Origin of the sequence: Paenibacillus rhizolycopersici, assembly GCF_014947195.2 — a bacterium.
GTDB classification, from domain to species: domain Bacteria; phylum Bacillota; class Bacilli; order Paenibacillales; family Paenibacillaceae; genus Fontibacillus; species Fontibacillus rhizolycopersici.
This window is the reverse complement of sequence record NZ_JADCNN020000001.1, coordinates 292,509-316,421: the sequence shown is the minus strand read 5'-3', so window position 1 is coordinate 316,421 and position 23,913 is coordinate 292,509. Positions and strand designations below refer to the sequence as shown.

Here is a 23,913-nt window from a genome sequence, read left to right as displayed (position 1 = left end):
TATTGGGATTTGTCATGGAAGGGAGCGTTTCGATTTGAAAAAGAAATTCATCCTGCTGCTTTTGACGGCCTGCCTTGGGCTAGGAACAGCCGGAGTTCATGCCGCGGAGGCGGCTGACCCCGTAGGAAACGGCAGCCAATCGCTGGAGGAAGCGTTCAGCGAGCTGGCGATCATTCCTTTTGATTATCAAGGAAAAGCGTACATTCAAGGCCGCAAGACGGATGTTGGTGGGGATTACGAAGTCGTTCAACGAAACGGACGTGTCCTCGTGCCCATTCGTTTGATGGGATATCTGGCCGAGCATACGACTCATGCGAATCAAGGGTATTGGGATGTCGTCTGGAACGCGAAGACGCCAAACGATGTGCTTCTTCAGAACCTCCCGCTAAAGAGAACGGTAAAGTTCAAGGTCAACAGCACGACAATGCTCATTAACGGCAAATCGGTGAAGCTCGATGTTCCGCCGCAAAAGATCGGCGGCCGGGTCATGCTGCCCCTAAGGGACGCCGCAACGGCGCTTGGCAAACAGATCGATTGGCTGGATGGGCTGATTCTGATCGGAGATGCGGCACTTGACCTGAAACACCCGCAAACGCTGGCGACCAAAGATTCCATCCGAACGCAGCTGACTGATCGGCGCAAACGGATCGATTACGAGAACGTATCTACCCCACTGACCCAATTCGGAACCGATGTGTATTACCTAAAAACGGTTTACCGGAACAACGGCGCTTCCTTGGATGAACAGCTTTTCCGGCAAACGGAAGGGAACAAGGCAACTCGGATTCAAGTTCCCGGTAAGCCGGTGTTTCATTCGGGCAAACGGATTGGCGATGTTTTCTATTACGTGTCCACGGTAAACAATCAAGCTTACCTTTACGCCTATGACCTGGGAAAACAACAGCCGCAGCAAATCGCCGCGCTGGGAGACTGGCGGCCCGAGGACGGATGGCTGACGGATGTACGTAAGTTGGATAACGATTTATTCGTTAACCTCCATGTTGGGGATTTGACGATGGGGCGTGACACGCTATATCAGGTGAAGAATGGGACATTGCAGGAGATATTGTCGGCCAAGGACCTGGTTGGCCTCGCTAGTGACCAAGGGGCTTTGTATTATACGGATTTCCGTTTTATGAGCGGATTTGCGGACAATTTGAACCGACTCGACCTAAACACTGGGGAGGAGTCGTTGCTCGGAGAGCCCGGATATGCCTATGGCGTGGTCCGATCCGTCGAGGATAACGGCGGAATCGGGTTTAAGTCCGATCCCACGCTGCCGCTGAAGGACGGTGCGCTCTTCGCGATTGGCTTCAATGATAGCGATTCGAAGGATCCTAACGCCTTATACCGGATTGACATAACCGGCCGGACGCACAACAAGCTGGCCACGGACGTAAGTCGATTCTGGCTGATCGGCGAAGGAATTTATTATCTGGATGATCGCTCGGGTCGCTTGATGCATACAGGGTTGGATGGCGGAGAGAGCGCTGTCGCCGTGTCGTCCCGGAAAATTGCCCAAATCCGTATGTACGGGAACGTATTCTATTATACGACCGCCAATGGCAAAGGGATGGATTTATACCGGTTTGATCCGGCCGCAGGGCAGGAGAAGAAGCTGGCCTCTCTAGCGGCCGGAGCGTCGTCTGAAACAACCTTTGAAATCAACAAGTCCGGCGCCTATTACGTATCCTACGGCTACGAGCCCGGTATCTATCACATCGCTGCCGATGGCAAGCAACGCCGTTTAACCAAAGACGACGTTGACCAGACCTTATTAACCGACACTGGCATGCTCTATACGCTGGTTTACAAAACAGGGGTTTACTCGGTGAAATAAATATCAGTAACAGCAGAAAACGGCGGCAGTCCCAGAACTTCACCAACGAAGTCTGAGGCTGCCGCCGCTTTGAATTTATACGTTACAGTACCCGCTGCAAAAAAGACCGGGTCCGCTCATGCTGCGGAGCTCCAAACAACTGCTCCGGACGACCTGACTCGATAATCTCGCCGTCCGCCATAAACATCACGCGGTCGGCCACCTCCCGCGCAAAGCCCATCTCATGCGTGACGACGATCATCGTCATCCGCTCTTCGGCGAGCTGCTTCATGACCTGCAGCACCTCGCCCGTCAGTTCGGGATCGAGCGCCGAGGTTGGCTCGTCGAACAGCAGGATCTCCGGACTCATCATCAACGCCCGGGCGATGGCGACCCGCTGTTTTTGCCCGCCGGACAGGTTGGAGGGATAAACATCGGCTTTGTCCGATAGCCCCACCTTCTCCAGCAGCTCCGAGGCATTGGCACGGATGTCCGTGGCTGGCAATCCCTTGACCAGCTTGGGAGCGAGCTCCAGGTTGCCTCGTACCGTAAGGTGCGGAAACAGGTTGAAATGCTGGAACACCATGCCCATGCGGACAGTGATTCCCTTGAGCTTGGCGCTGCCGGCATACCGTCCGTCCTTCGCCAGCGTCTCGCCGCCGATGCGGATGCTGCCCCCGTCGATTTCCTCAAGATGAGCCAATGCGCGCAGCATCGTGCTTTTGCCAGACCCGGACGGTCCGATTACCGCCAGCACCTCACTAGCAGCGACGGAAAAGGTGACGTCCTTCAACACCTCCAGGTCGTCAAACGATTTTCGTAAATGCTCGACTTCTACGATTGCTTGATCCATAACTCCAGCCCTCTACTCGAATTTGAACTTCCGCTCCAGTGCCTTGAACAGCACGGTAAGCACCAACGTCATCAACAGATACAGCACGCCCGCAAGCACGAACGGCATGATCGTAAAATCCCGGTTGACCGCCGTTTGCGCAAAATGCAGCAGTTCGGGTACGGCGACCGCATAAAGCAGCGCTGTATCCTTGACCAACGTGATCGACTCGTTGGAGACGGCAGGCAGCGCGATTCGCAGCATTTGCGGCAGCACGATCCGCGTCGTCGTCTGCCAGCGGCTGAGGCCCAGCACTTTCGCCGCCTCGTATTGGCCTTTGTCTATCGCCAGCAGACCGCCGCGGAAGATCTCCGCGAAGTAGGCTGCGTAATTCAGCGTAAAAGCCAAGCAGGCGGCCGCGAATCGGTCCATGACGAGATACTCGCCAATGACCGGAATCACCGGCAGCCCGAAGCAGACGAACAGCATTTGCAGCAACAGCGGCGTGCCGCGCATGACATAAATGTACGCGCCGGCAAACCAAGCGACCGGTTTGATTCGGCTGCGAACCATAAAGGTAAAGGCAAATCCCAGCGGAATCGACGTCACAATCGCCAGCACAAACAGCAGAATCGTGGTTTCCATCCCTTCCAGCATCGGCCCCAGGATACTCAATAAATACTCCATACTCATGGTCGTTCTCCTCGATTTATACTTGTACGATGCCCCGCGGGCTAGCCGCAGCCAGCAAAAAACCGGATTCCGAAGCAATCCGGTTTGAGCGGGTTCGTTTCTACTTCAGCACTTTATCTTCGCCGAACCATTTCTGCGAAATTTCGGACGCGGTACCGTCCTGGTTCAGTTCATCAAGCGCCTGCTGCAACTTGTTGAGCAGCTCTTCGTTGCCTTTCTTCACGCCGATGCCGTATTCTTCAGGCGCCAGCGATTCGTCCAGCAGCTTAAACGTCCCTTCTTCTTTGGACATATAATATCTCGCCACGACCTCGTCGATGACAACCGCGTCAAGACGCTTCGTCTTGAGATCGCTGAGCGCCAGCACGTTGTCTGGAAATTCGGAAATGGTTTTGATCTCGCTCTTGATCGGTGCCGCGTTAAGCGCGTCCGCCGCGGAAGACAATGACTGCAGTCCCACCGCTTTGCCAGCCAGATCGCTTAATTGGGCGATTTCCGAATCGGCTAGCGTGACAACCACCTGGCTATTTTTCAAGTAAGGCTTCGTGAACAATACCTTACCTTGACGTTCTTCCGTAATCGTATATCCGTTCCAGATCAAATCGATCCGACCGCTATTCAGTTCGGATTCCTTAGCCGACCAGTCGATGGGCTGGAAGGTGGCCTCCTTTCCCATTTTCTCCGCTGCCGCTTTGGCATAATCAATGTCGAAGCCCACAATTTCGTTCTTTTCGTCGCGGAAGCCCATCGGTGCGAATTTATCGTCAATCCCGATCACCAGCTTGTTGTCATCTTTCCCGGCTCCCGAGCCCGAACAACCGGCCAGCATCGTCAATACCAGAGCCATCACAAGACCCATCATGATCATTTTTTGGTTCGTTTTCATCTGTCTCTCTCCCCCTGAAGTTGACCTCTGTGTACGCTTCATTTGTGCTCTTTCCTGTGTTTGCTTCGACAGAAGGTCTTACGCTTTAGTTCGCTAATACGTTATCAGACTATCATGATACCATACTACCAAAAAAGAGTCGATAGGATCCCTGTCGTTTGTCAGAATCTCCCGGTTATTGTGACAGATCTCCGAACGATCCGATAACGATAAAATTATAACGATCGATCATTAAATTTCGAGTCTTGTTATTCGAATCGGAACATGCAAGGATAGAAGAGTGAGCTAGAGGTAGGGTTAGTAATTCGCGAAACGAAGAAATGCCTATTTTTGAAAACGTTTACTTTAACGATCGAAAAGAGGGATACGCATGAACCAAACATCCAACACCCCTGTACCACTGCGTCGAAGCATCTCTGTCAATCAGCTCGGCTACCCGGCCGAAGCCGCTAAATCCTTTGTTTACGCCGGCTCGGGCGGTGAATTCGAAATGATCGATACCGTCTCAGGAGAAGTGGTTTACCGGAGCGCAACCGGTCCTGCACAGCAGGATGAAGCATCGGGGACAACGGTCTGCCGGGGCGATTTCGGGGAACTAAGAACACCGGGAACATACCGGGTTAGCCTGAACGGCGAAAGCTCGGCAGCGTTTGTGATCGCCGGCAATCCCTATGCCGACTTGCAACAGGGCTTGCTGAAGGCATTTTATTATTTACGTTGCGGCATGGAGCTGGAGGAGAGCATCGCCGGCCCCTGGAAGCATCACGCTTGCCATACTTCCGAGGGCATCGTGTACGATGATCCTTCCCTCCGCCTGGACAGCCGAGGCGGTTGGCACGATGCCGGCGATTATGGGAAATACACCGGCCCGGGAGCCAAAGCGGTTACCGACTTGCTGTTAGCTTACGAGGGGAACCCCAAGGCGTTTCAACGGCCGATTCCGTTGCCGGAAAGCGATGATCGGATACCGGATGTGTTACACGAATGCCGGTACGAGCTAGAATGGTTGTTTAAAATGCAGGACCCACGCTCGGGCGGCGCCTTTCACAAGTTGACGACGAAGCAATTCCCTCCGCTCGACATCATGCCTGAAGATGACAGGGACGACCTTTACTTTCTGCCCGTCTCCGCCACCGCTACCGCCTGTCTAGCCGGCGTGATGGCGATGGCAGCGCGGGTCTATCGACCGTTTGACGAAGCTTTTGCTACGCGCTGCCTGCAAACGGCCGAACGCGCTTGGGCTTGGCTGGACCAAACGCCGCCTCATCCGGACGGTCCCGGCTTCAAGAATCCGGCCGATGTCGGCACGGGTGAATACGGGGATGCAAGCGACTTGGACGAACGGTATTGGGCCGCAGCCGAACTCTTCCGTACGACCGGCGAAGGGAAATATCACGAAGCATTCCGTGGGCTAGCTGCCCTCCCCTTCGCCAAATACGAGCTGGGCTGGACCAATATGAGTGGCTATGGGACAATCGCATACCTGTTCGGCGCAGAGGCAGGTGCCGATACAGATCCCGCATTGCGCACCGCGTTACAGGAAGGGCTGCTCGCGGAAGCCAAACGATTAGCCGACCGTTGTGCAGAAGACGGTTATCTCACCTCCCTGCGCCCGGAGGATTATATCTGGGGCAGCAACATGGTGCTGATGAATAACGCGATGCTCCTCCTGATCGCCAATCGCCTTGGCGGTGAGGAACGTTACCGGGAGCTGGCGCTCGAGCATATTCACTATCTCCTGGGCCGCAACGTACTGGATCTCAGCTACGTGTCCGGCTTTGGCGACCGCTCGGTCAACCATCTGCATTATCGCCCGTCTGTAGCGGACGACGTGGAAGCGTCCGTTCCCGGCCTCGTGTCCGGGGGACCGAACCGCAACCTGAACGACGACTATATGCAGGAGCATCTGCAAGGACTGCCTCCGGCACAATGCTTCGTCGACCATGAGCTAAGCTATGCCGGCAATGAAGTGACGATCTATTGGAACTCGCCGGCCGTGTTCGCCGTATCGCAGTTTGTAAAGTAACTTTTCTCGGATCAAAGGACGCCGCGGGGAATGCGCCTGCGTGCGTCCTTTTTCAGTGGCTCAACCAGTTGTGGTCGGTACCGTTGCCCCTCCATCCGTCCTCGTTCGCGTCCTGGAGTAGCGTGGGCGTCGGCGAGAGTATGCGCGAACTTGGGGGTATTAGGTTAGGACGTTCGTTCATTGGGATTATATATGAAATTTCGAATATAATTGCCGGATTCACGCTCAAATAGGGAGTTATATATGAAATTTCATACAGATTGGCTGTTGGAGAGCCGAATGCGGAGATTATATATGATATTTCGAACATAACTGCTCATTCCATCATCAAACCTCGCATTCTATATGAAATTTCATATAGAATGTCCTGTTAAAAGGTTAGCTGCAGCAGCGAACTGTTATGTAGATCTAAGTTTTGCGCAAAAAAGACCGGGGTGCGATCCAGCTAACCCATCCAGGCGTACGTGAGAAGCCACTAATTCCCCCCAACGTGCAGCGCAAACGAAATACTAGATACATGCTGGAAATGGTGTGTTGCAAATCATGAGTTACTAGTTACCCGTTCGCAAATTTCGAGATCCGGGTTGTGATTTGTGAGTTGTGCCCCTCTTCCTCATCCGTACTTCCCCACCGCTTAACGCAACGAACCACCGTCCAAATCGCATCAGACGGTGGTTCACGGTTGTTATCGGCTGTGGTTCGCAGCCGCTGTGAGGACAAACTCCACGATGGGCGTGACGTCGGGCAAGCTGTGCGGGTGATGCCCGCCACCCGGCTTGAGGATCGCCGTCACCGCGACGCCATGGGCTTGGTAGACGCGCTCCAGCACCGCGCCGTTCTCCTCGAACGGCACGTCGAGGTCGGCGTCGCCGGAGACGAGCAGCACCGGCACGCCGGCGCGGGCCGGCGCGACCAGCACCGCCAGCAGGCGCTCCGTCTCCTCGCCGGCAAGCCGGGCGACGTCCGCCGGAGAAGACGCGGCTTGGGCGATGCCGTACGCCGCCAAGCAGTCGCGCCACTCCTCCGGCGCGCCCCGACCCGCCCCCTGGCCCCCCGGCCAGCTGCGGATGTCCACCACCGGCGCGTCGAGGTACAACGCCGCGACGCGATCCGGGTACAGCGCGGCGTACCGCAGCGCGTACAGGCCGCCCCGGCTGAAGCCGAACAACACCGGCTTCGGGGCGAGTCCGTATTTCGCGGCCACCTCGGCGCGAAAGGCTTCCATCTGCCCGGCAGCGTACGGGCAGCCGTAAAGATGGCTCAGCCGGCAATAGGCGAGATGCCAGCCTTGCTTGAGCAGGGCGAGGTCGGCGTCCGCGAACGCGCCGAAGAACTCGCTCCGCCACACCCACGGCCGACCAGGCGCGGCATCCTGAGGAGCGACCACCACGCATTCGCGGCCGCCGAAGTAAAAGTCGGTGCGCGCAAAGCCCATCCATTCGCTCACCTCAGCACTCTCCGCGCCGCCCTCCTCCAAGGCGGCCCGCTTGATCGCCGGCAGCAACGCCTCAGCCTGCAGCAACGCCTCAGCGAGCGGCGGCGTCTCCATCTTGTTCGGGTTCGTATGCCCGACATGCTCCCGCCATGCCGCATTCAGCACGGCTCGGCGCTCGCCGACGAGCCGGATGAACGCGCTGTCTCCGCCATCCGCCCAATCTGGCATCCGCTCCAGCTCCAGATGGAACACACGGCTCAGAATCGTCCGAGCGATCACCCAATGCCCGTCTTCGTTCGGGTGGATGCCATCGCCGTAGCGATAGCCGGGGTCCGCCTCCCGCCGAGCGCGAATCAATTCGCCAAGCGAACCGCGGAGATCCACGACCGTCAGCCCTTCGGCCTCGCCGTACTCGCGCACCCAGTCCCCATAACGGTCCAAGACGGCGTTATAATCGATGAAAGGACGCTCAAACGAGTAGTCGTCCATTCCTCCCGGCAATGCCTCCCCGCCGGCTGAAGCAACGTCAAACGGCGGCGGCGTCATCAGGATGACGCGGGCTCCCTCGCCGCGCACCCGGTCCACGGCCCGGCGCACTCCGTCGCGATAAGCTTCAAAACGCTGCTCTCCAAGCGGATGGTAGATGCCGTCGTTCATTCCGTAGCAAATAAACGCCCAATCCGGCTGCACTTCCGCCAAGGCGCGCTCCAAACGCTCGTGCACGCAGGGACGGGGAAACGGATGATCCGCTTCGCTGGTTCCTGCCGCGGTTTCACTGCTGACCCCCAGATTGATCCACTCCAGCCGGTGTTCCGGCAGATGCTTCAAGAAAAATGCCTCTAAATTACGGATGTACGTTCCGTTCTCCGTAATGCTGTCGCCAAAAAAGACGATCCGCTTACGGAGCGGCAACGCCAATAAGTCAGCGCTTTCAACTGTCACTGCAGCCAACCCCTTTCATAATAAGAGTTAAATGTGAAACCTAGCTCGAAACTTGCCAGGCGATTCCCCGGTCCAGCGCTTAAACTGCCGGCTGAAATGCGCGATATCCTTGTAACCGAGACGCATGGAGACGGCTTCCACCGAGAGTTCCGGCTCCATCAACAGGAGCTTGGCCTTCTTCAGCTTTAGCGCCGATAAGTACTGACGCGGCGACATCCCGTAGACGCTGCGGAAAATCCGGTTGCAGGAGGACGCGCTATAGCCGAGTCCGGCGGTAACCGCCGCAACGGTTTCGCGTGTCCGATCCCCATCGACCTCGTCGCCATCGCCGTCGCCGCCGATACCCTCGCCCGTTATCGCGTTTACAGCCTCCGACTCGTCAACGCTGCGTTCCAAGCCGGCGGCAATCTCTGCCGCGATCCGGTTCATCCGGCTGCCCGGAGCGCCGACTTCCCGTTCTGCCAGCCCTTCGCTCAGGCCGGCGAACAGCTCGAACACCGCGGACAAAGCCCGCATCTTGTCCGCCAGCTTAGCGCCCGCCCCGTGCGAGGTCAACGCGATCAGCTTATCCAGGCTTGGCCGGATGATCTCGGCCAGCGGGCTGTCCGCCGCATGCAAGAGCTCCTCGCCGCGGCACAGCAGCTCGCGAAGCACGGGTTCGTCGACATTAAAATGCAGACAATAATACGTCATCGACTCCGTCCCCAGCGTCCGGCTTTCGTGCACGTCCTCGGGGCGCAGCAGTAGGAAATCGCCGGGCTGCTGTACGTACCGTTTGCCGCCCACGATCATCTCCTGACTGCCCGCCAGCAGCAGGTTCACTTCGAACAGCGGATGGCTGTGCCGCGGGTACGACCACGCGCTCGTCACCGTCCGCAGATGCGCGGCAAAGAGCTTAAACGTCGAATCCATATCCGGCAGCATATATTCCGTAACCTGATGCTCTCTAACCACCCTCGTCCCTCCGTTTCGCTGCTTTTGGTCCCCTCCTCGCCGTCTTTGAACGTTTTGGATAAATCAATCGACGGTTTGGATATGGGCGTTCCCCCAAAGCCTTGATATAATCAAACTAGCACAACCGCAACCAATTGAACAGGAGGTAATCAACTTGGGTAAAAATATATTTTTTAACGCGCATCACTCCCCGATGGGAGCCTTCGCCAGCTTTACGTTAGGACATCCCGGCCAAAGCGGCGGATTCGACCTCGAACTGGGCAGCCCGCCTAAGCAGAACATTTACATCGGCTTGCAGGACGACGGGCAAGACCATTACCGGGCCCTGCCGTTCTTCGGCGAAGGTCTGGATGAGCGGGACCGTTATACGACGGAAGAGAGCGGCGACGAGTCCAGCGAGCAGCATTCCGTTCAGAAAAAAGAAAGCGGTCTCATCGAACCGTTCGGCCGCAGCGAGATTGTCCGCCGATTCGGTGCGGCGATCGACGAATGGCAAGCCGGCGATTTGACGTTCCGCCTGATCTCGCCGTTTGAAGGCGTGCCCGACCCTGAGACGGCGACCGAAGATCAGCTGCGCTTCGCGCTCATGCCGGCCGTGCTGGCCGAAATCACGGTCGACAACACGCGGGGAACCTCGGCCCGGAAAGCCTTCTTCGGTTTGCAGAACATCGATCCGTTCAGCGCGATCCGACGCTTGGAGGATGTGACCGACGGCCAGATCTGCGGCGTCGGCCAGGGCCGCCATACCGCGATTGCAGCGAACGACCCGCGGATTACAAGCGCCGGATTCTTCAAGATGGAATCCATCCTGAAGCCAAAGGTTCCGGAGAACCTCCGTTTTGGTCTCGGGCCAGTGGGCGCGCTGCTCATGGATACCCCCGCCGGCGAGAAAGCTACCTACCGCTTTGCGCTCTGTTTCTATCGCGCCGGTTACGTCACCACCGGGATGGACGCGTCCTACTATTACACGCGGTATTTCGCCAATATCGAGGACGTAGCCGATTATGCGCTGGCTGAGTTCGACCGTAAGCTGGAGGTTGCGCAGAAAGCCGAGACGCTTGTCTACGACTCGAAGTTGACCGAGGACCAGAAGTTTATGCTCGCGCACGCGATCCGTAGCTATTACGGTTCCACCGAGCTGCTGGAGCAGGACGGCAAGCCGCTTTGGGTCGTGAACGAAGGCGAATACCGGATGATGAATACGTTCGATTTGCTGGTCGACCAGTTGTTTTTTGAGCTGAAAATGAATCCGTGGACGGTCAAAAACGAGCTGGATCTCTACACCAGCCGCTACAGTTATCGGGACACGGTACGTCTTCCCGGAGATGCGACCGAATATCCCGGCGGCATCAGCTTCACGCACGACATGGGCGTTGCCAACACGTTCTCCCGACCGGGCTATTCGGTTTACGAGCTGCATGCGATTGACGATTGCTTCTCCCATATGACCCATGAGCAGCTCGTCAACTGGGTATTGAGCGCCACGGTTTACGTCCAGCAAACGAATGACCGCGAATGGCTGGATCGCAACCTGCCGATCCTGGAGCAATGTCTGGAAAGTATGGTGAATCGCGATCATCCGGACCCAGCTAAACGGACCGGCGTCATGGGCCTTGACAGCTCCCGCACGATGGGCGGTGCCGAAATCACCACTTACGACAGCTTGGATGTCTCGCTGGGTCAAGCGCGGAACAACATTTATTTGGCTGGCAAGAGCTGGGCAGCTTACGTCGCGATGGAAAAGCTACTGCGAGCAAACGGACGCGAGGCGGCGGCCGAACTGGCCGGACGGCAAGCAGAGCGGTGTGCCGGGACGATCACCGCGCATCTGCTGCCAGGCGGCTACATTCCGGCGGTCATCCAGGAAAATAACGACTCCAAGATTATCCCGGCGATCGAGGGTCTGATCTTCCCGCTGTACACTGGATGCGAAGAAGCGCTGGATCCGAACGGCCGGTTCGGCGAATATATTCGGGCATTGTCCACGCACCTGAACACGGTGTTGCAACCCGGAATCTGCCTGTTCGAAGACGGTGGGTGGAAGCTGTCCTCGACGAGCAACAATTCCTGGCTCAGCAAAATTTATCTGTGTCAATTCATCGCCCGCCGGATCCTAGGCCTGGCCTGGGATGAACGGGGCCAAGCGGCCGACGCCGCGCATGTCGCCTGGCTGACCTCCGAGAAGAACGCCTTCTGGAGCTGGAGCGATCAGATGATGGCCGGCGTAATCTGCGGCAGCCGGTATTATCCGCGCGGCGTGACGGCGATTTTGTGGCTGGACGAGAACTAAACGATCACGGCCAAGCGAGCTGAATAAAGCGAAAAAAAGCGAGGTTTCCGAACCCAGTTAAGGGCGGAAACCTCGCTTCTTTTTATAAGCGAAAGGTTATTGCTTGGCTCCCTGGCGGGAGATCAGGAACAACGTGCCCCAAATCAGAACGAATCCGCACACCTGGGCGGGTGTAATCATCTGCTGGAAGGCAATCCAGTTGATTAGAACCCCGACCATCGGGAAGCTGAGTTCGGCTAATGTGGCGACCGAAGCCTTCGTTGTCGTCAGCCCCTTGTAGTATACAAGCAGGCTGAGCAGTCCCGGCAGCAGCGCTTGTCCCAGCATGTTGAGCGAAAGCGCGGCAATTTGTGAGGTACCGGCAGGCAGGTTCCAGGCGGCCCCTTCGTTCCAGGTGATGGCCAGCAGCAGCGGCAGCGCCAATACAAACCGCAGCGACGTCACCGTCTCATACTTCATATGCCCAACCATCATCCGGCCCATCACGGTGGATCCGCCCCACAACGCGGCCGCGCCCAGCGACAGCAAGCTGCCCACCTGCACAAAGTCGCTCCAATGCCCGATTGGCATCGTAAATCCGAAGGTCAGCAAATACGTTCCGAGCAGCGCAATGACCAAGAAGCCGAAGAAGAACCGAGGCAGCTTCTCCTTGAGCAGCAATCCGGCCAACAGGATGGCAAACAGCGGTTGCATCTTCTGCAGCAGCAGCACAGCGTTCAGATCGCCGTTCGACAGCGCCATCGTAAACAGAATCGTGGCGATGGCGGAACCGCCCCAGGAAATGAAGAGCAGCGCGCCCCCTTGCTTCCAGCCCAGCCCTTTCAGCTCGGTGCGGTTGTTCCATAAGACAGGTATGGCAATGAGCGCGATAATAAGGTGCTCAATGAGTACAATTTGAGCCGACGTCAGCGACTCCAGCAAGATGACTCGAAATAACGGGTCAACGCCCCACAGCGCCGCCCCCAAAACAACGAGCCAAAACCCGCTTCGCGATTTGCGTGCCTCTGCCTTCGCAGACGATTGCTGAACCTGGCCGGATGTCCCCGTAAGCGCCCCCGCGCCCGCCCCAGCCTGAATCCCGAGTCCGCCGCTAACATTTGCTTTTTCCATGGTGTTTGTCCCCTTCTTGAATAGAGGGTCTAAGTAGAAAACCCCCGCATCGACCTTCGTAAAGGTTTGCGGGGGCTGACCAAATAAGCCTGTCAGGAACCGTACCGGTCCCTGGATCAAACTATAGCTTTATTGATCTTCTCCCATCCGGACTTTACCGTCGGCCTTGGAATTACACCAAGTCAGTCGCGTGCGGCCGAAGCCACAAGCGAGTCGCGGGCTGCAGTTTCTGCAATCAGAAACCTCACCGCCGGTTAGGAATTTCACCTTACCCCGAAGATCTCTATTCATTTAAATTTTGATTACTTAACTTGTTTATATCATAACGCAGGATTTTCGGGAACTCTGTTACAAAAATCACAAAGTCCTCTCGCGTCCGAAAAATTAGGTTCTACCCTCTTTTGACCACATCGAAGTTGTTCTCGATCAGCAGCCAATTTTGCGGAAAACTTAAGCCCAGCTTCCAATAACTCATCCCGCGCAGCCCCAGCTCCTTGATCAAATTAAACTTGGCTTGGATTGAGCGGGCATCCTCAAACCATACTTCATGTTCCCGTCCTTCCCCATCCCAATAATGATAAAACGGAGCCTGATCCCGGTCGCTGTATTGAATCGCGACGCCGTGGCGCGCCGCAATTTGGATCGCTTGCTGGGGACTAACCGCCCGCGCGACGCTTCCTTGCACGAAAGGCAGCGTCCAATCGTAGCCATACAGATTTTGCCCCATCATGATTTTGGAGCCGGGCATTTCGGTCAACGCGTATTCGATCACACGACGGACCGGACCGATCGGGGATACCGCCTGGGCTGGTCCCCCGCTGTAGCCCCACTCATAGGTCATGATCACAACGAAGTCGGCGATTTCCCCGTGCGCCCGATAATCATGCGCTTCATACCACAGCCCCTGTTGGCCGGCGCTTGTCTTGGGCGCCAGAGCAGTGGACATCAGCCAACCCTGTTGCGCAAAACGCGCTTTGGCTTTTCGCAGAAAAGCGTTGTAGGCTTCCCGGTCGGCCGGCCGCAAGAACTCGAAATCGAAATGGATATCCCGAAAACCGTAATTGCTTGCCGTCGTAACGATATTGTCCAGAAAACGGTCCTGGATCGGGATATCGTTCAGCAAAATCCGGCCTAACTCATCGCTAAATTGATCGTTCTCCTGATTCGTGATCACCATCATCAGCACGACCCGGTTCGCCCGGGCGATTTCCGGAAACTGATTGAGCGGCGGCTCCTTGAGCGAACCATCCCGCTGCGCCTGAAAGCTAAATGGAGCCAGGTACGTCAGGTGCTGCGCCACTTCGCGCGCGCTTCGCTCCAGCGCTGGAGCAACCGTCCCCCCGCGCGGCTCAACGTAGGCGTTAAACTCGGCGCTTCTACGCGGGCGCGGCGGGATATATAACCGAAATCCGATCGACAGGGGTTGATCCGCGGCAATGGCGTTGACACGAGCCAGCTCTTGATAACTTAACCCAAATCGCTGCGCGATCGACCATAGGCTGTCCCCGGACCGAACCCAGTAATAGCTGCCGACAATCGGGATAACCAAGGTTTGTCCAACCACAAGCTGTTCCGGGTTCGGCAGTTCGTTGGCTTCGACGATATCCTCATAAGGTACGCCATAAGCATCCGCGATGCTGTACGTCGTTTGGCCCGGCTGGACAGGATGAATCTGCATCTGCTCCCCTCCTTCATATGGATCATGTTATCACCATCCTATGAAGGAGCCAGTTTGACCTATTCCCCGTCAGAACGCCGGAAGGGCAATCTCGTTGTAATTGTCTTCAAGGAATTTTTTGACTTCCGGACTGGAAATCGCCTTCGCCAGCTTCTGGATCGGTTCCGAATCCTGATTGTCCTGGCGGGCGACCAAGGTGATCGCAAAAGCCGATTCCACGGTTTCTGTCAGCAAAGCGTCTTTCTTCGGCGTAAGACCCAGCGGGCTGGCATAAGCCGGAGTCATCAGCACCAAATCGGCGTCATCCAGCATCCGCGCCAGCATCAGTAGATCAACTTCTTCGAATTTGTAGTTGTGGCTATTTTCTACGATATCACCCACGGTAGCATGGATGCCCACGCCTTCCTTCAGTTTGATCACGCCGGCCTTATCCAGCATATCTAGCGATCGTCCCCCGTTCGTCGCGTCGTTTGCGATCACGATGGTCGCGCCGTCCGGCAATTCTTCCATCGATTTATAGCGTTTGGAGTAAGCTCCGTACACGGCATGATAAACCGGCTGAACCGGGACGAGGTTGGCGTTTTTATTCTTATTGTATTCTTCCATCCAAGGCACGTGCTGGAAGAAGTTCGCATCGACTTCTTTGTTCGCTAGCGCGTCGTTAGGCTGAATATTGTCGGACAACACGACGATCTCCAAGTTGATGCCTTCCTCTTTGAGCTGCGGTTTAATGAGTTCAAGGATGTCGGTCATCGGCGGAATCAAAGACGCAACCTTTAACGTTGTCATTTCCGTCGTCTCGGACTCGGCCGCGGCCGGTGCGCCTACGCCTGTCTCCGCATTCCCGGTGTTTGAAGCGTTCGAAGCGTTGCCATTATTGCCGCATGCGCTTAATACCAACATCAGCAGGACCAGCGTCATCATCCATTTACCTGTCTTTATCATGATTTCTCCCTCCGTTATTAGCGTTTATCCAACCAACGGGACAACGCATTTCCTATAAATTGAATTCCTTGCACCAGAACAATCATCAGCAGGATCACCGCGGCCATCAGCTCGGTTTCGAACCGCTGATAACCGTAGCGGATGGCAAAATCACCTACGCCGCCGCCGCCAACCACGCCCATCACCGTGGAATAAGAAATAAAGCTGATCGTCGAGGAAGTCAGACCCAACACCAGGCCGGACCGGGCTTCCACATATAGAAACTTCGCCACAATCTGAAGCTTCGACGCCCCCATGGACCGCGCCGATTCGATTACGCCTCGCGGCACCTCGAGTAGCGATTGCTCGACAAACCGCGCATAAATCGCAATCGCAACGACCGCAAGCGGGATGGAGGCCGCCAGCGTCCCGATCGCCGTACCGACGATGAGACGGGTGAGCGGAATCATAAACACCACCAGCAGCAGGAACGGAAAGGAACGAATGACATTAACCGCTCCGTTCAACAGGCCATACCCCAGGCGGTGTTCATAAAGCTGGCCTTTGCCGGTTAGATACAAGGCGGTTCCCGTAGGCAAACCGAGGAGAACGGCAGCGAGCAGCGCGATCCCAACCATGGCGAACGTCTCGCCGACCGCTTCGCCAATTTGGCTGCGATACTGGATGAAGTTGTCCCACATCAAGGTCATATCAAACACCCTCACACCTCCGTCCCGCCAAGCAACAATTCCCTGTAAGAAGCGCTGTAGCCTGCGATACCGGAGGTTCCGGCCCCCGCTTCGTTTCGTTCGAGCGTAAACGCATCGATCAACCGGCCTTCCTCCATCACCGAAACCCCTTGACAGATGCTGCGGACCACGTCCATCTCATGCGTGACGATCACGATCGTCACTCCCAGCGTCCGATGGATATGCAGCAGCACTTCCAGAATCTCCGCAGTCGTCTTCGGGTCCAGCGAGGAGGTCGGCTCGTCGCAGAGCAGGATGTCCGGCCGACTGGCCAACGCCCTGGCGATGGCCACTCGCTGCTTCTGCCCACCGCTGAGGGAAGCCGGGTATTGGCCGGCCTTGTCCTCCAGACCGACAAAACGCAGGCATTCCCGTACACGGTTAAGGCGCTCCCTCCGGTGCAAACCGGCAAGTTCCAACGGCACGGAAACATTGCCGCTGACCGTGCGATTATTCAGCAGATGAAACTGCTGAAAGATCATGCCGATCGAACGCCGCACTTCACGCCGCGCGGTCTCAGGGAGCGCGGTAAGCTCCTGACCCAGGACCGTTACTTCCCCTTGATCCGGCAACTCCAGAGCGTTCATCATGCGCAGCAGCGTCGATTTCCCTGCCCCGCTGGGGCCGATGATGCCGTGGATCGTGCCCTGGGGAATCCGCAAGGATACGTCGCGTACCGCCTCGAATTGCCCGTTTTGCACGCTGTACGATTTGCTGACACGCTCCAAAGCGATGATAAGCGTCTCCCCTTTCGGGTTGCTTCTGTATTACTTATTTTAAAGATCTGTTTCATCAAGCTTTCACCAGTTGATTATAGACTATTAATTACGCTGTGTCACTAATTCTAATTAATTATTATAAATCCAAGCGCAATCCTTCCAACCGCAATCTTCGTAAACGTGCTTGGGGGAGAAAACAAACCTATGGGCGGGAAAATCAATCCATTGTTTGCCGGGAGATGCCGAAGGGAAATCGGAGAGGGCATGTCCTAGCTTGGTATAGAAGTTAGTGATTACAAATAGTAGGAAAGTGTTTTCAGAGGGTTGGGGGGGGGCTTCCATTCCTTGAGGTTTAGGCAAAAACCGCTTTCTGCGCATAGAGGTCAATCGTCCAAACTTTCTGCCGAATAGACAATACACTAAGGTTGAATCAACTTTATTGGAGGTGTGATGACTTAGATGGAAATGAACGAAAGCAAGCATTGCAAACCACGTAAACATCGTAAGCTTCGGAAACTGCACAAAGGCCATAAAATCCACAAACGCCGCGTGCACTGTGTAAAAGCAAAAAAGATCATCAAAATCAAGGTAAAGCCAAACATTAACGTGCAAGCTCCGCAAGGGCCGATGGGGATTCAAGGCGTCTCCGGCCAACAAGGCATTCCAGGCCCTCAAGGAGTCCCAGGTCCTGCCGGACCCGTCGGACCGGTAGGGCCCGCAGGGCCGGTCGGACCCCAGGGATTGCGAGGTCTAACCGGCGAAACCGGACCGGCTGGACCGCAGGGAATACCTGGACCGCAAGGACCCGCAGGGCCGGCAGGACCCGCTGGAGGGCCTCCTGGACCTCCAGGACCCCAAGGACCGGCTGGGCCGGCAGGGCCAGCAGGGCCAGCAGGAGCAGTAGGACCCGCAGGGCCAACAGGACCCGCGGGACCCGCGGGAGGCATCTCCGACTTTTTAAGCATTTACCGTGTTGATCCCGGTACCGGAACCGATACGGTGCCAGGCAATACCGCCATTACGTTCAACGGACTCTTGGCAAACTCCGGCGGAGCGTTTATCTTCACGCCCCCATCCTCTACAGTAACCATCACGGAAGCAGGAGCGTATTTGGTCAACTTTACGGTTCACAATCAGGGAAATGCGGCTTTCAACCTGACCATTAATGGTGCTCCGATCACGCCGGCCCCATTTACCGGAAATGGCGGCGGCCCCACCTCGGCAGAGGTCATCGTTAGCATCCCGACCGTGCCGGCAACCCTTCAAATCGTAAATGCCAGTGCCACGCCTGTTCAGCTGCATAATCTGTTAAACTCGACCTTAACGATTTTGAAATTGGCATAATAACATTCGGTCTATCGATTATATCGGCCTGCCCTGGATTTGGCAGGTCTTTTTTCTATTATCGTATTCTGACCTCTTGCTGAATGTGCAGGGATATCAGTCCTCTCAGCTATTGGACTACGAGACAGAGTTCCCCTATTGATAGGTAGGATGGGTTCCAGGCCTATGAAACGCTCGGGCCCCCTGAGAAATGAAATCCCCAAACCTCCCGTAGGACGGAGCGAAACAATTCATCCATCCTGTCGTGCAGCGCAGCGTCCTTGCTCCGGTTTGGGGATTCCAGCGCCGGAGCAAGCCGCTCAAAATAAGCCAGGCGATCGGCCAAATATTCATCCAACCGAAGAAGGCGGGGCTCCGGTTCCGATTTGGCCCCGCTTTTCTTACGCGACAGCAGCAGGCCGATCTCCTCCCGGAGCCCGCCGCTGCTTACGTCCGGCAGTGCCGCCTCGACGAGCGTCTCGATGTCCATCGGCGGCGGCGTTCCGCGGCGCTCGATCCAAGCACAGGCCAGCAGGGGCCGGAGGACGTAAAGGTAGGCCTTGGGCGCGGCCTTCTCGCCTCTCAGCTCCGTCCGCAGGTTGCGCTTCGCCATATGCAAATAATGGTGGATCGCCGCCTTGGAGGAGAAGGCGTGCGGCGTCAGGGCCTGCAGCCGTTTCGGAAACCGAAAGGCTTCGGCGTAGACGATCGGCGAAGCCAGCCACTCGAATAAGGCCGGATTGCCTTTGCCGAGCAGCGACAACGCCTTGCGCAGATCCCAACCGGCCAGGTCAAGACCGCCGGCGTTCCCCGGCTGAGCCGGCACGGAACCCTCCTCTCCAGAGTGGGCAACCTCCGTGCCGATGCCGATTAGGCGCTCGATGACGTCTCTTTTGTCCTTGATCGACAAATACCACTCCACCGGCCGCACGTAAATGAACCTCACGTCGTAATCGCTGGCGGCTGACGCGTACGCCCAGGCTCGGCTGCCCGCTTCGCAAGCGTATAAAATCCGCACCCGTTCCGTTTTCTCCACCTGCCGCAATTGGCTCAAGATCAACGATGGATTGTCTTCCGTATGCTCCATCCGCGCTATCTCCTTTCTCGCCCGACCTAGCCGGATCCCTCGCCTAGATCGCCGGCATCACATTGCCGCCGCTGACCGGGAGGTAAGCCCCCGTGATAAATCCGGCCAACTCCGAAGCCAGGAACGCAACCGCATTGGCGATATCCTGGTCTTCGCCTCGGCGTTTCAAAGGAACCCCTGCGATATAGGCCGCATCATTTCGATCCGCAAGTTCGCGGTCACGGTCGCTGATCGTCCAGCCTGGAGCTACCTGATTGACGGTGATCCCGTGTTCTCCTACCTCCTTAGCCAGGACGCGGTATACGCCGTCCATGCCTCTTTTTCCCGCCGTATAGGCCGATTGGTTAGGAAAATTCTGCATGGCGCATTCGGTATTGATCCCGATGAACCGCCCCGATCCTTTGCCGATCATCGCCGGAATAAACGCCTTGGCTAGAAACACGCTCTGCAGCACGCAAGATTCGAACTGGCTCACGTAATCCTCCGCCGGTTGTTCCAGAACCGAGGTCCAGTTATATTGCACAACCGCATTGGCTACCACGATATCCGGATCGCCTAGCTCCGCCGCCACCTTCGCTTGCATGGCTCTAATCTCCGCTTCCTTCGTAATGTCGCCCCGCACGGTGATGGCCGTTCCGCCGGCCGCGGTAATCTCCCGCTGTAATTCCTGCGCTTTGGCCTCATTATGGACATAGTGAATGGCCACCTTCGCTCCGCAAGCCGACAACGTCCTTGTCATGACTCGGCCCAATTGGCCGGTCGCCCCGGTAATGAGCGCGATTTTCCCCAATAGATCAATATTTAGCATAGTTACGTTACCTCCTTGAATTAGGTGTTCGCCGCACGGACCCTCATCGGGCATTACTCCCATTCTACCTTCCGGCTATCGGAAAAGCGAACCGCAAAAAGGCCCGGCCAAGGAGAAACATCTCCTTGGCCAGGCCCTTTGCAATAGTGAATGTAGGCTAACGACAGATTACTGTGATTTGGCCGCAATCGAGAACACGACGGTCTTGGCGTTGTTATCAACCAGCACGCTCACCGAGAAATCCCCGACCGTTGCCTGCTTGTCGGCTAGCGGACGGCCGGCTTCCACTTCAGCGCAAATCGCGTCAAACCAGCGGCGAAACGCGATAGCGTCGTAGGAAAACAGTTGATTGGCAAACAACTCGATCGATTCCGTGTTACGAGCTAAGGTTCCTTCCCGAAGCCGAACGGTGATGCCATAGGTGTTGTACGTCGGATCGAGCCAAATCGCCGCTTCCTCCGCCGCCGTCCCGCTGGAGGAGCCGCCCCCTCCTGCCGCCGTCGCCTGCTGCACTGCCGCCTTCTCCTTCTCGTCCTTGAACAGGCGCAGCGTTGTATCAAACAAATCGTAGTTGGTACCGCGCAGCTGACCGGCCTTCCGTAAGGTATCATAGGCATCCCACATCCGTTTGTCGGGGAAAGCGACGATTCTTTGCCCCCCACTGGCGGTTGGGACGAGCCGTTGCAGCTTTCCTTCCTCCGGTTGAATCGGGATTCGCTTGGTTTTGTCGGTCAAACGGTTAAGCAAGACCAGCGCCTCGGCCCGCGATACAGTTCGTCCGACACCGAAATTTCCGTCCGGGTATCCCTGCATGATCCCCTTGATCAACGATTCGGCGATAAACTTCTGCTGGCGGTCGCTTGCGCTGGTCAAATCCCCATAGGACGTAGCCACCGTCCTGCCAAACTGTTCATCCTCCAAAAATTCAGTTTCCTGCAGCGTGTAATAGATCACTTCCGCCACATTTTCCCGGGTCATCCCGGTTTGGAAATCGTTGTAACGGCTCTTGTTCAAAAAATTCAAATCGCTCGCCACATCGATATACGGCTTGGCCCAATAGCCCGTCATCGCCGGTTTGAAGTCATAGTAACGATAATCCTGCTTCAGGATCGTTCGATTCTCTTCGCTCAGGGATTCGAGGAAAGACGCACGCCAAGTGCGTTCCAGGTTCGGATGCTGCTCGCTGTAGGACAAGATCAGCATCTTGATGAACTGATCCACCTGCACAGGTTCGTTAGGTCGGAAGGTCCCGTCCGGGTAACCGTTCAGAATTCCCTGTGTAACCATTGACTCGATTTCCTTCTGCGCCCAATGTCCGCGAATATCTTTAAAACCAGCGGGATCTCCGAATACAGCAGCTGCCCCCGCTGTAGACGGACCTATGAGTACATCCGCCGGCCCGTATCCCCCGGCTAAGCCGAATAACAAGACAGTCAGCAAGCAAAACGCCGCCCCTTGACGCCGTCTCCGTTTGAAGATGCGCTTCCAAATCTTTCTGATCATTACTACAGCCTCCCAAGTCTTGACACATGATGCGTTATGTACAGCACACGCAAATACGCTGCCACTACTCAGAAAACCATAATTCAGGCCGGATGTGAATAGGCCGAACGACAGCCGGAATTTCGGCATGGCCGCGCGGCTTCGCCTGCGCCAAACGAACCGGCAATAAGGCCCGGAGCAGGGCTCCGGGCCCGGGTAAACCTTAGATCCTCATTACTCGGATATGGTGCTTTTATCCTTCTCGCCGGATTTCTCGTAAGCCTGGAGGATCGAATCAAGCAAACCCGGAAAGCGGTATTCCAAATCTTCCTCCCGCACCGACATAAACCGCTGCGTGCCTTGGATGCGGGTAAACACGACACCGGCTTCCCGCAGCGCCCGGACATGATGCGACAACGTCGATTTGGCGATCGGAACCTCGAAATAGTTGCACGGCCGTTCGCCGCTGCGGCGCATTTCAGCCACGACACTGAGCCGAATGGGATCACTCAAAGCGTACAGCACAGAAGACAACTGAATGTCGTCCCGGTCAGGATGATACAGAACTTTCATTAGGAAAACTCCTTTATAATAAAAATTCGTGGTGAATTTATATTTCCCTAATTGCATCATAAGCCAAGGCATGCTATATTTCAATTGTTCGATAATATTCGAACATTAAAGCAAAGAAAGAGTGGGTGAAATCAATACCATGCGTACCGCCTCCACCGAAACCATCCATCCCGTGACGCCGGCGAATCCGCCTTCCGCGATTAGAGAGGGATTGATAACGGCGTTGCTCTCCATTGCCGTCGTGTTAGTTATCATGAATACGGCGATGTTTAACCTGGCGTTGCCGGACGTCACCGAAGACTTCCGCTTGTCGGCTGCCGTCACATCCCTGATCGTCACCGGCTACTCGATCATGTTCGCCATCTCTTCCATCACGTTCAGCCGGCTTTCCGATTTCCTGCCGATTCGGCGCTTGCTGGCGATTGGACTTACGACGCTGGGAATCGCCGCCATAGCCGGGTTGTTTAGCCCGAGCTTCTGGGTTCTTCTTGCGGTCCGTGTCGTTCAGGCCTCTGGAGCTGGAGCGGTGGTCTCTCTATCCTTGGTTACCTTATCCCGTTACGTGCCCATCGAGCGGCGCGGCAAAGCGATGGCTTTGATTATGTCGGCCGTATCGTTGGGTCTTGGCCTTGGCCCTGTCGCCGGCGGCGCGATTGTCGAATACTTCGGCTGGAGATACTTGTTTGTCGTCACGGCGTTAACCTTGTTGCTGGTGCCGCTCTTTCTACGGCACATTCCAAGAGAACAACCGGTTCGCGGCGCATTCGACACCCTCGGCGCGATATTCGTAGCCGTCGGCACGACCGGGTTGCTGCTATTTTTGACGGAGCATTCCTGGGTGGCGCTGGCGTTTGGCGTTGCTGCGCTGGCCCTGTTCGTCTGGCGGATTCGCACCGCCTCCGATCCGTTCGTCTCGCCTGCGTTGTTTCGCAACGGGTCGTACCTGGCTTTGTCGATCGTCGGCATCGCTTCGTATTTGTGCAGCTTCGCCACATTGTTCCTACTGCCGCAAATCTTGGTGCACCGCTTCGGATTAACCGCTAGCCATGCCGGGCTAATCATCTTCCCGGGCTCGATCTTGGCGATGGTAGCTTCTCGCAAAGTCGGCTCCGTCATCGACCGTCACGGCAACGGCGCGATCTTGCGGTATGTTCCGCTGCTCGTGCTGAGCTCCATGGTCCTATTCGCCTTGTTCAGCGGGCAATCCTGGCTAGCCATCCTATTCATTTATATGCTGATTAGCTTAGGTTTTACAATGCTCTCGAGCAGCGTATCGAACGAAATTTCCCGTATTCTGCCGGCATCCCAGGTGGGTTCAGGGATGGGGCTCTTCCAGTTGCTGCAGTTTTTCAGCGGGGCGTTTAGCGTCGCTATGGCCTCCAGCGCTATGGAATGGCAGCACGGTCTATCGTTATCCGCCGCTTACTCCAACATTTTCTGGGGTCTGATGGTGATGGCGTTGCTCGCTCTCGGTTCGTCATTCGTCTATTTGCGTAGCGTTGCTGTACAAGGAAGCCCACGGCAAGGTCCCTCTGTTGAACTGTAACCCGGTTGAGCATAGCGAAACCCCTGGAGCACGTTCG

At 56.2% G+C, this 23,913-nt stretch carries 19 protein-coding genes and 1 riboswitch; of the genes, 5 read left to right on the top strand and 14 right to left on the bottom strand.

The window, feature by feature from the left end; genetic code table 11:
* The first annotated feature begins 34 nt into the window (after positions 1 to 34).
* Positions 35 to 1,840: a DUF5050 domain-containing protein gene (locus tag IM700_RS01320; protein WP_193415592.1), complete on the top strand. Its 1,806-nt coding sequence runs from the start codon at positions 35 to 37 to the stop codon at positions 1,838 to 1,840.
* Positions 1,841 to 1,922: 82 nt separating this feature from the next.
* Here IM700_RS01320 and IM700_RS01315 read toward each other — a convergent pair whose 3' ends face one another.
* From IM700_RS01315 to IM700_RS01305, 3 genes are all read right to left on the bottom strand, one after another.
* Positions 1,923 to 2,672, bottom strand: a complete 750-nt coding sequence (locus IM700_RS01315) for an amino acid ABC transporter ATP-binding protein (RefSeq protein WP_239483480.1) — start codon at positions 2,670 to 2,672, stop codon at positions 1,923 to 1,925.
* 12 nt (positions 2,673 to 2,684) lie between these two features.
* Positions 2,685 to 3,344 carry an amino acid ABC transporter permease gene (locus IM700_RS01310; RefSeq protein WP_155606385.1) on the bottom strand — a complete coding sequence of 220 codons (660 nt, stop codon included), beginning with the start codon at positions 3,342 to 3,344 and terminating at the stop codon, positions 2,685 to 2,687.
* A 100-nt stretch (positions 3,345 to 3,444) separates the two neighbouring features.
* Positions 3,445 to 4,230, bottom strand: coding sequence for an amino acid ABC transporter substrate-binding protein (locus tag IM700_RS01305; protein ID WP_193415593.1), 786 nt, complete (start codon positions 4,228 to 4,230; stop codon positions 3,445 to 3,447).
* 370 nt (positions 4,231 to 4,600) lie between these two features.
* On the opposite strand from IM700_RS01305, the gene IM700_RS01300 reads away from it, so the two are divergent.
* On the top strand, positions 4,601 to 6,256 hold the full coding sequence (locus tag IM700_RS01300) for a glycoside hydrolase family 9 protein (protein ID WP_193415594.1): 1,656 nt from the start codon (positions 4,601 to 4,603) through the stop codon (positions 6,254 to 6,256).
* Between the two features lie 685 nt (positions 6,257 to 6,941).
* Here the strand turns inward: IM700_RS01300 and IM700_RS01295 are convergent.
* Positions 6,942 to 8,633 carry an alpha/beta fold hydrolase gene (locus IM700_RS01295; protein WP_193415595.1) on the bottom strand — a complete coding sequence of 564 codons (1,692 nt, stop codon included), beginning with the start codon at positions 8,631 to 8,633 and terminating at the stop codon, positions 6,942 to 6,944.
* A gap of 27 nt (positions 8,634 to 8,660) precedes the next feature.
* A complete protein-coding gene (locus IM700_RS01290; protein WP_193415596.1) occupies positions 8,661 to 9,587 on the bottom strand; it encodes an AraC family transcriptional regulator in 927 nt (308 codons plus the stop codon).
* A 193-nt stretch (positions 9,588 to 9,780) separates the two neighbouring features.
* On the opposite strand from IM700_RS01290, the gene IM700_RS01285 reads away from it, so the two are divergent.
* Complete coding sequence (locus IM700_RS01285) at positions 9,781 to 11,877, top strand: glycoside hydrolase family 52 protein (RefSeq protein ID WP_418888759.1); 2,097 nt, start codon at positions 9,781 to 9,783, stop codon at positions 11,875 to 11,877.
* Between the two features lie 96 nt (positions 11,878 to 11,973).
* Here the strand turns inward: IM700_RS01285 and IM700_RS01280 are convergent, their stop codons facing one another.
* The 5 genes from IM700_RS01280 to IM700_RS01260 form a co-directional block, all read right to left on the bottom strand.
* Positions 11,974 to 12,987: a DMT family transporter gene (locus IM700_RS01280; protein WP_155606380.1), complete on the bottom strand. Its 1,014-nt coding sequence runs from the start codon at positions 12,985 to 12,987 to the stop codon at positions 11,974 to 11,976.
* 131 nt (positions 12,988 to 13,118) lie between these two features.
* A riboswitch (FMN riboswitch) is annotated at positions 13,119 to 13,272 on the bottom strand.
* Between the two features lie 106 nt (positions 13,273 to 13,378).
* On the bottom strand, positions 13,379 to 14,665 hold the full coding sequence (locus tag IM700_RS01275; protein WP_193415598.1) for a glycoside hydrolase family 18 protein: 1,287 nt from the start codon (positions 14,663 to 14,665) through the stop codon (positions 13,379 to 13,381).
* A 69-nt stretch (positions 14,666 to 14,734) separates the two neighbouring features.
* Positions 14,735 to 15,610 carry a MetQ/NlpA family ABC transporter substrate-binding protein gene (locus IM700_RS01270; protein WP_193415599.1) on the bottom strand — a complete coding sequence of 292 codons (876 nt, stop codon included), beginning with the start codon at positions 15,608 to 15,610 and terminating at the stop codon, positions 14,735 to 14,737.
* A 17-nt stretch (positions 15,611 to 15,627) separates the two neighbouring features.
* Positions 15,628 to 16,299 (bottom strand): methionine ABC transporter permease, encoded by a 672-nt coding sequence (locus IM700_RS01265; protein ID WP_193415858.1) that lies wholly within the window; start codon positions 16,297 to 16,299, stop codon positions 15,628 to 15,630.
* An 11-nt stretch (positions 16,300 to 16,310) separates the two neighbouring features.
* On the bottom strand, positions 16,311 to 17,075 hold the full coding sequence (locus IM700_RS01260; RefSeq protein ID WP_193415860.1) for an ATP-binding cassette domain-containing protein: 765 nt from the start codon (positions 17,073 to 17,075) through the stop codon (positions 16,311 to 16,313).
* 441 nt (positions 17,076 to 17,516) lie between these two features.
* Between IM700_RS01260 and IM700_RS01255 the strand changes: the two genes are divergently transcribed.
* On the top strand, positions 17,517 to 18,401 hold the full coding sequence (locus tag IM700_RS01255; protein WP_239483478.1) for a collagen-like protein: 885 nt from the start codon (positions 17,517 to 17,519) through the stop codon (positions 18,399 to 18,401).
* A 163-nt stretch (positions 18,402 to 18,564) separates the two neighbouring features.
* On the opposite strand, the gene IM700_RS01250 is transcribed toward IM700_RS01255, so the two are convergent.
* The 4 genes from IM700_RS01250 to IM700_RS01235 form a co-directional block, all read right to left on the bottom strand.
* A complete protein-coding gene (locus IM700_RS01250) occupies positions 18,565 to 19,467 on the bottom strand; it encodes a nucleotidyltransferase domain-containing protein (RefSeq protein WP_193415600.1) in 903 nt (300 codons plus the stop codon).
* Positions 19,468 to 19,510: 43 nt separating this feature from the next.
* On the bottom strand, positions 19,511 to 20,275 hold the full coding sequence (locus IM700_RS01245; protein ID WP_193415601.1) for an SDR family NAD(P)-dependent oxidoreductase: 765 nt from the start codon (positions 20,273 to 20,275) through the stop codon (positions 19,511 to 19,513).
* Between the two features lie 168 nt (positions 20,276 to 20,443).
* Positions 20,444 to 21,778, bottom strand: coding sequence for an S-layer homology domain-containing protein (locus tag IM700_RS01240; protein WP_193415602.1), 1,335 nt, complete (start codon positions 21,776 to 21,778; stop codon positions 20,444 to 20,446).
* Between the two features lie 213 nt (positions 21,779 to 21,991).
* A complete protein-coding gene (locus IM700_RS01235) occupies positions 21,992 to 22,330 on the bottom strand; it encodes an ArsR/SmtB family transcription factor (RefSeq protein ID WP_155606375.1) in 339 nt (112 codons plus the stop codon).
* Positions 22,331 to 22,469: 139 nt separating this feature from the next.
* Here IM700_RS01235 and IM700_RS01230 point away from each other — a divergent pair, with 139 nt between their 5' ends.
* Complete coding sequence (locus tag IM700_RS01230; protein ID WP_193415603.1) at positions 22,470 to 23,876, top strand: MFS transporter; 1,407 nt, start codon at positions 22,470 to 22,472, stop codon at positions 23,874 to 23,876.
* Positions 23,877 to 23,913 lie beyond the last annotated feature (37 nt).

Excerpts from the sequence above, each read along its gene's own strand:
- IM700_RS01315 (WP_239483480.1), bottom strand. The coding sequence starts at position 2,672 with ATGGATCAAGCAATCGTAGAAGTCGAGCATTTACGAAAATCGTTTGAC.
- IM700_RS01235 (WP_155606375.1), bottom strand. The coding sequence starts at position 22,330 with ATGAAAGTTCTGTATCATCCTGACCGGGACGACATTCAGTTGTCTTCT.
- IM700_RS01265 (WP_193415858.1), bottom strand. The coding sequence starts at position 16,299 with ATGACCTTGATGTGGGACAACTTCATCCAGTATCGCAGCCAAATTGGC.
- IM700_RS01305 (WP_193415593.1), bottom strand. The coding sequence starts at position 4,230 with ATGAAAACGAACCAAAAAATGATCATGATGGGTCTTGTGATGGCTCTG.
- IM700_RS01240 (WP_193415602.1), bottom strand. The coding sequence starts at position 21,778 with ATGATCAGAAAGATTTGGAAGCGCATCTTCAAACGGAGACGGCGTCAA.
- IM700_RS01245 (WP_193415601.1), bottom strand. The coding sequence starts at position 20,275 with ATGCTAAATATTGATCTATTGGGGAAAATCGCGCTCATTACCGGGGCG.
- IM700_RS01280 (WP_155606380.1), bottom strand. The coding sequence starts at position 12,987 with ATGGAAAAAGCAAATGTTAGCGGCGGACTCGGGATTCAGGCTGGGGCG.
- IM700_RS01300 (WP_193415594.1), top strand. The coding sequence starts at position 4,601 with ATGAACCAAACATCCAACACCCCTGTACCACTGCGTCGAAGCATCTCT.
- IM700_RS01270 (WP_193415599.1), bottom strand. The coding sequence starts at position 15,610 with ATGATAAAGACAGGTAAATGGATGATGACGCTGGTCCTGCTGATGTTG.
- IM700_RS01255 (WP_239483478.1), top strand. The coding sequence starts at position 17,517 with ATGGAAATGAACGAAAGCAAGCATTGCAAACCACGTAAACATCGTAAG.
- IM700_RS01250 (WP_193415600.1), bottom strand. The coding sequence starts at position 19,467 with ATGGAGCATACGGAAGACAATCCATCGTTGATCTTGAGCCAATTGCGG.
- IM700_RS01275 (WP_193415598.1), bottom strand. The coding sequence starts at position 14,665 with ATGCAGATTCATCCTGTCCAGCCGGGCCAAACGACGTACAGCATCGCG.
- IM700_RS01310 (WP_155606385.1), bottom strand. The coding sequence starts at position 3,344 with ATGAGTATGGAGTATTTATTGAGTATCCTGGGGCCGATGCTGGAAGGG.
- IM700_RS01285 (WP_418888759.1), top strand. The coding sequence starts at position 9,781 with ATGGGAGCCTTCGCCAGCTTTACGTTAGGACATCCCGGCCAAAGCGGC.
- IM700_RS01230 (WP_193415603.1), top strand. The coding sequence starts at position 22,470 with ATGCGTACCGCCTCCACCGAAACCATCCATCCCGTGACGCCGGCGAAT.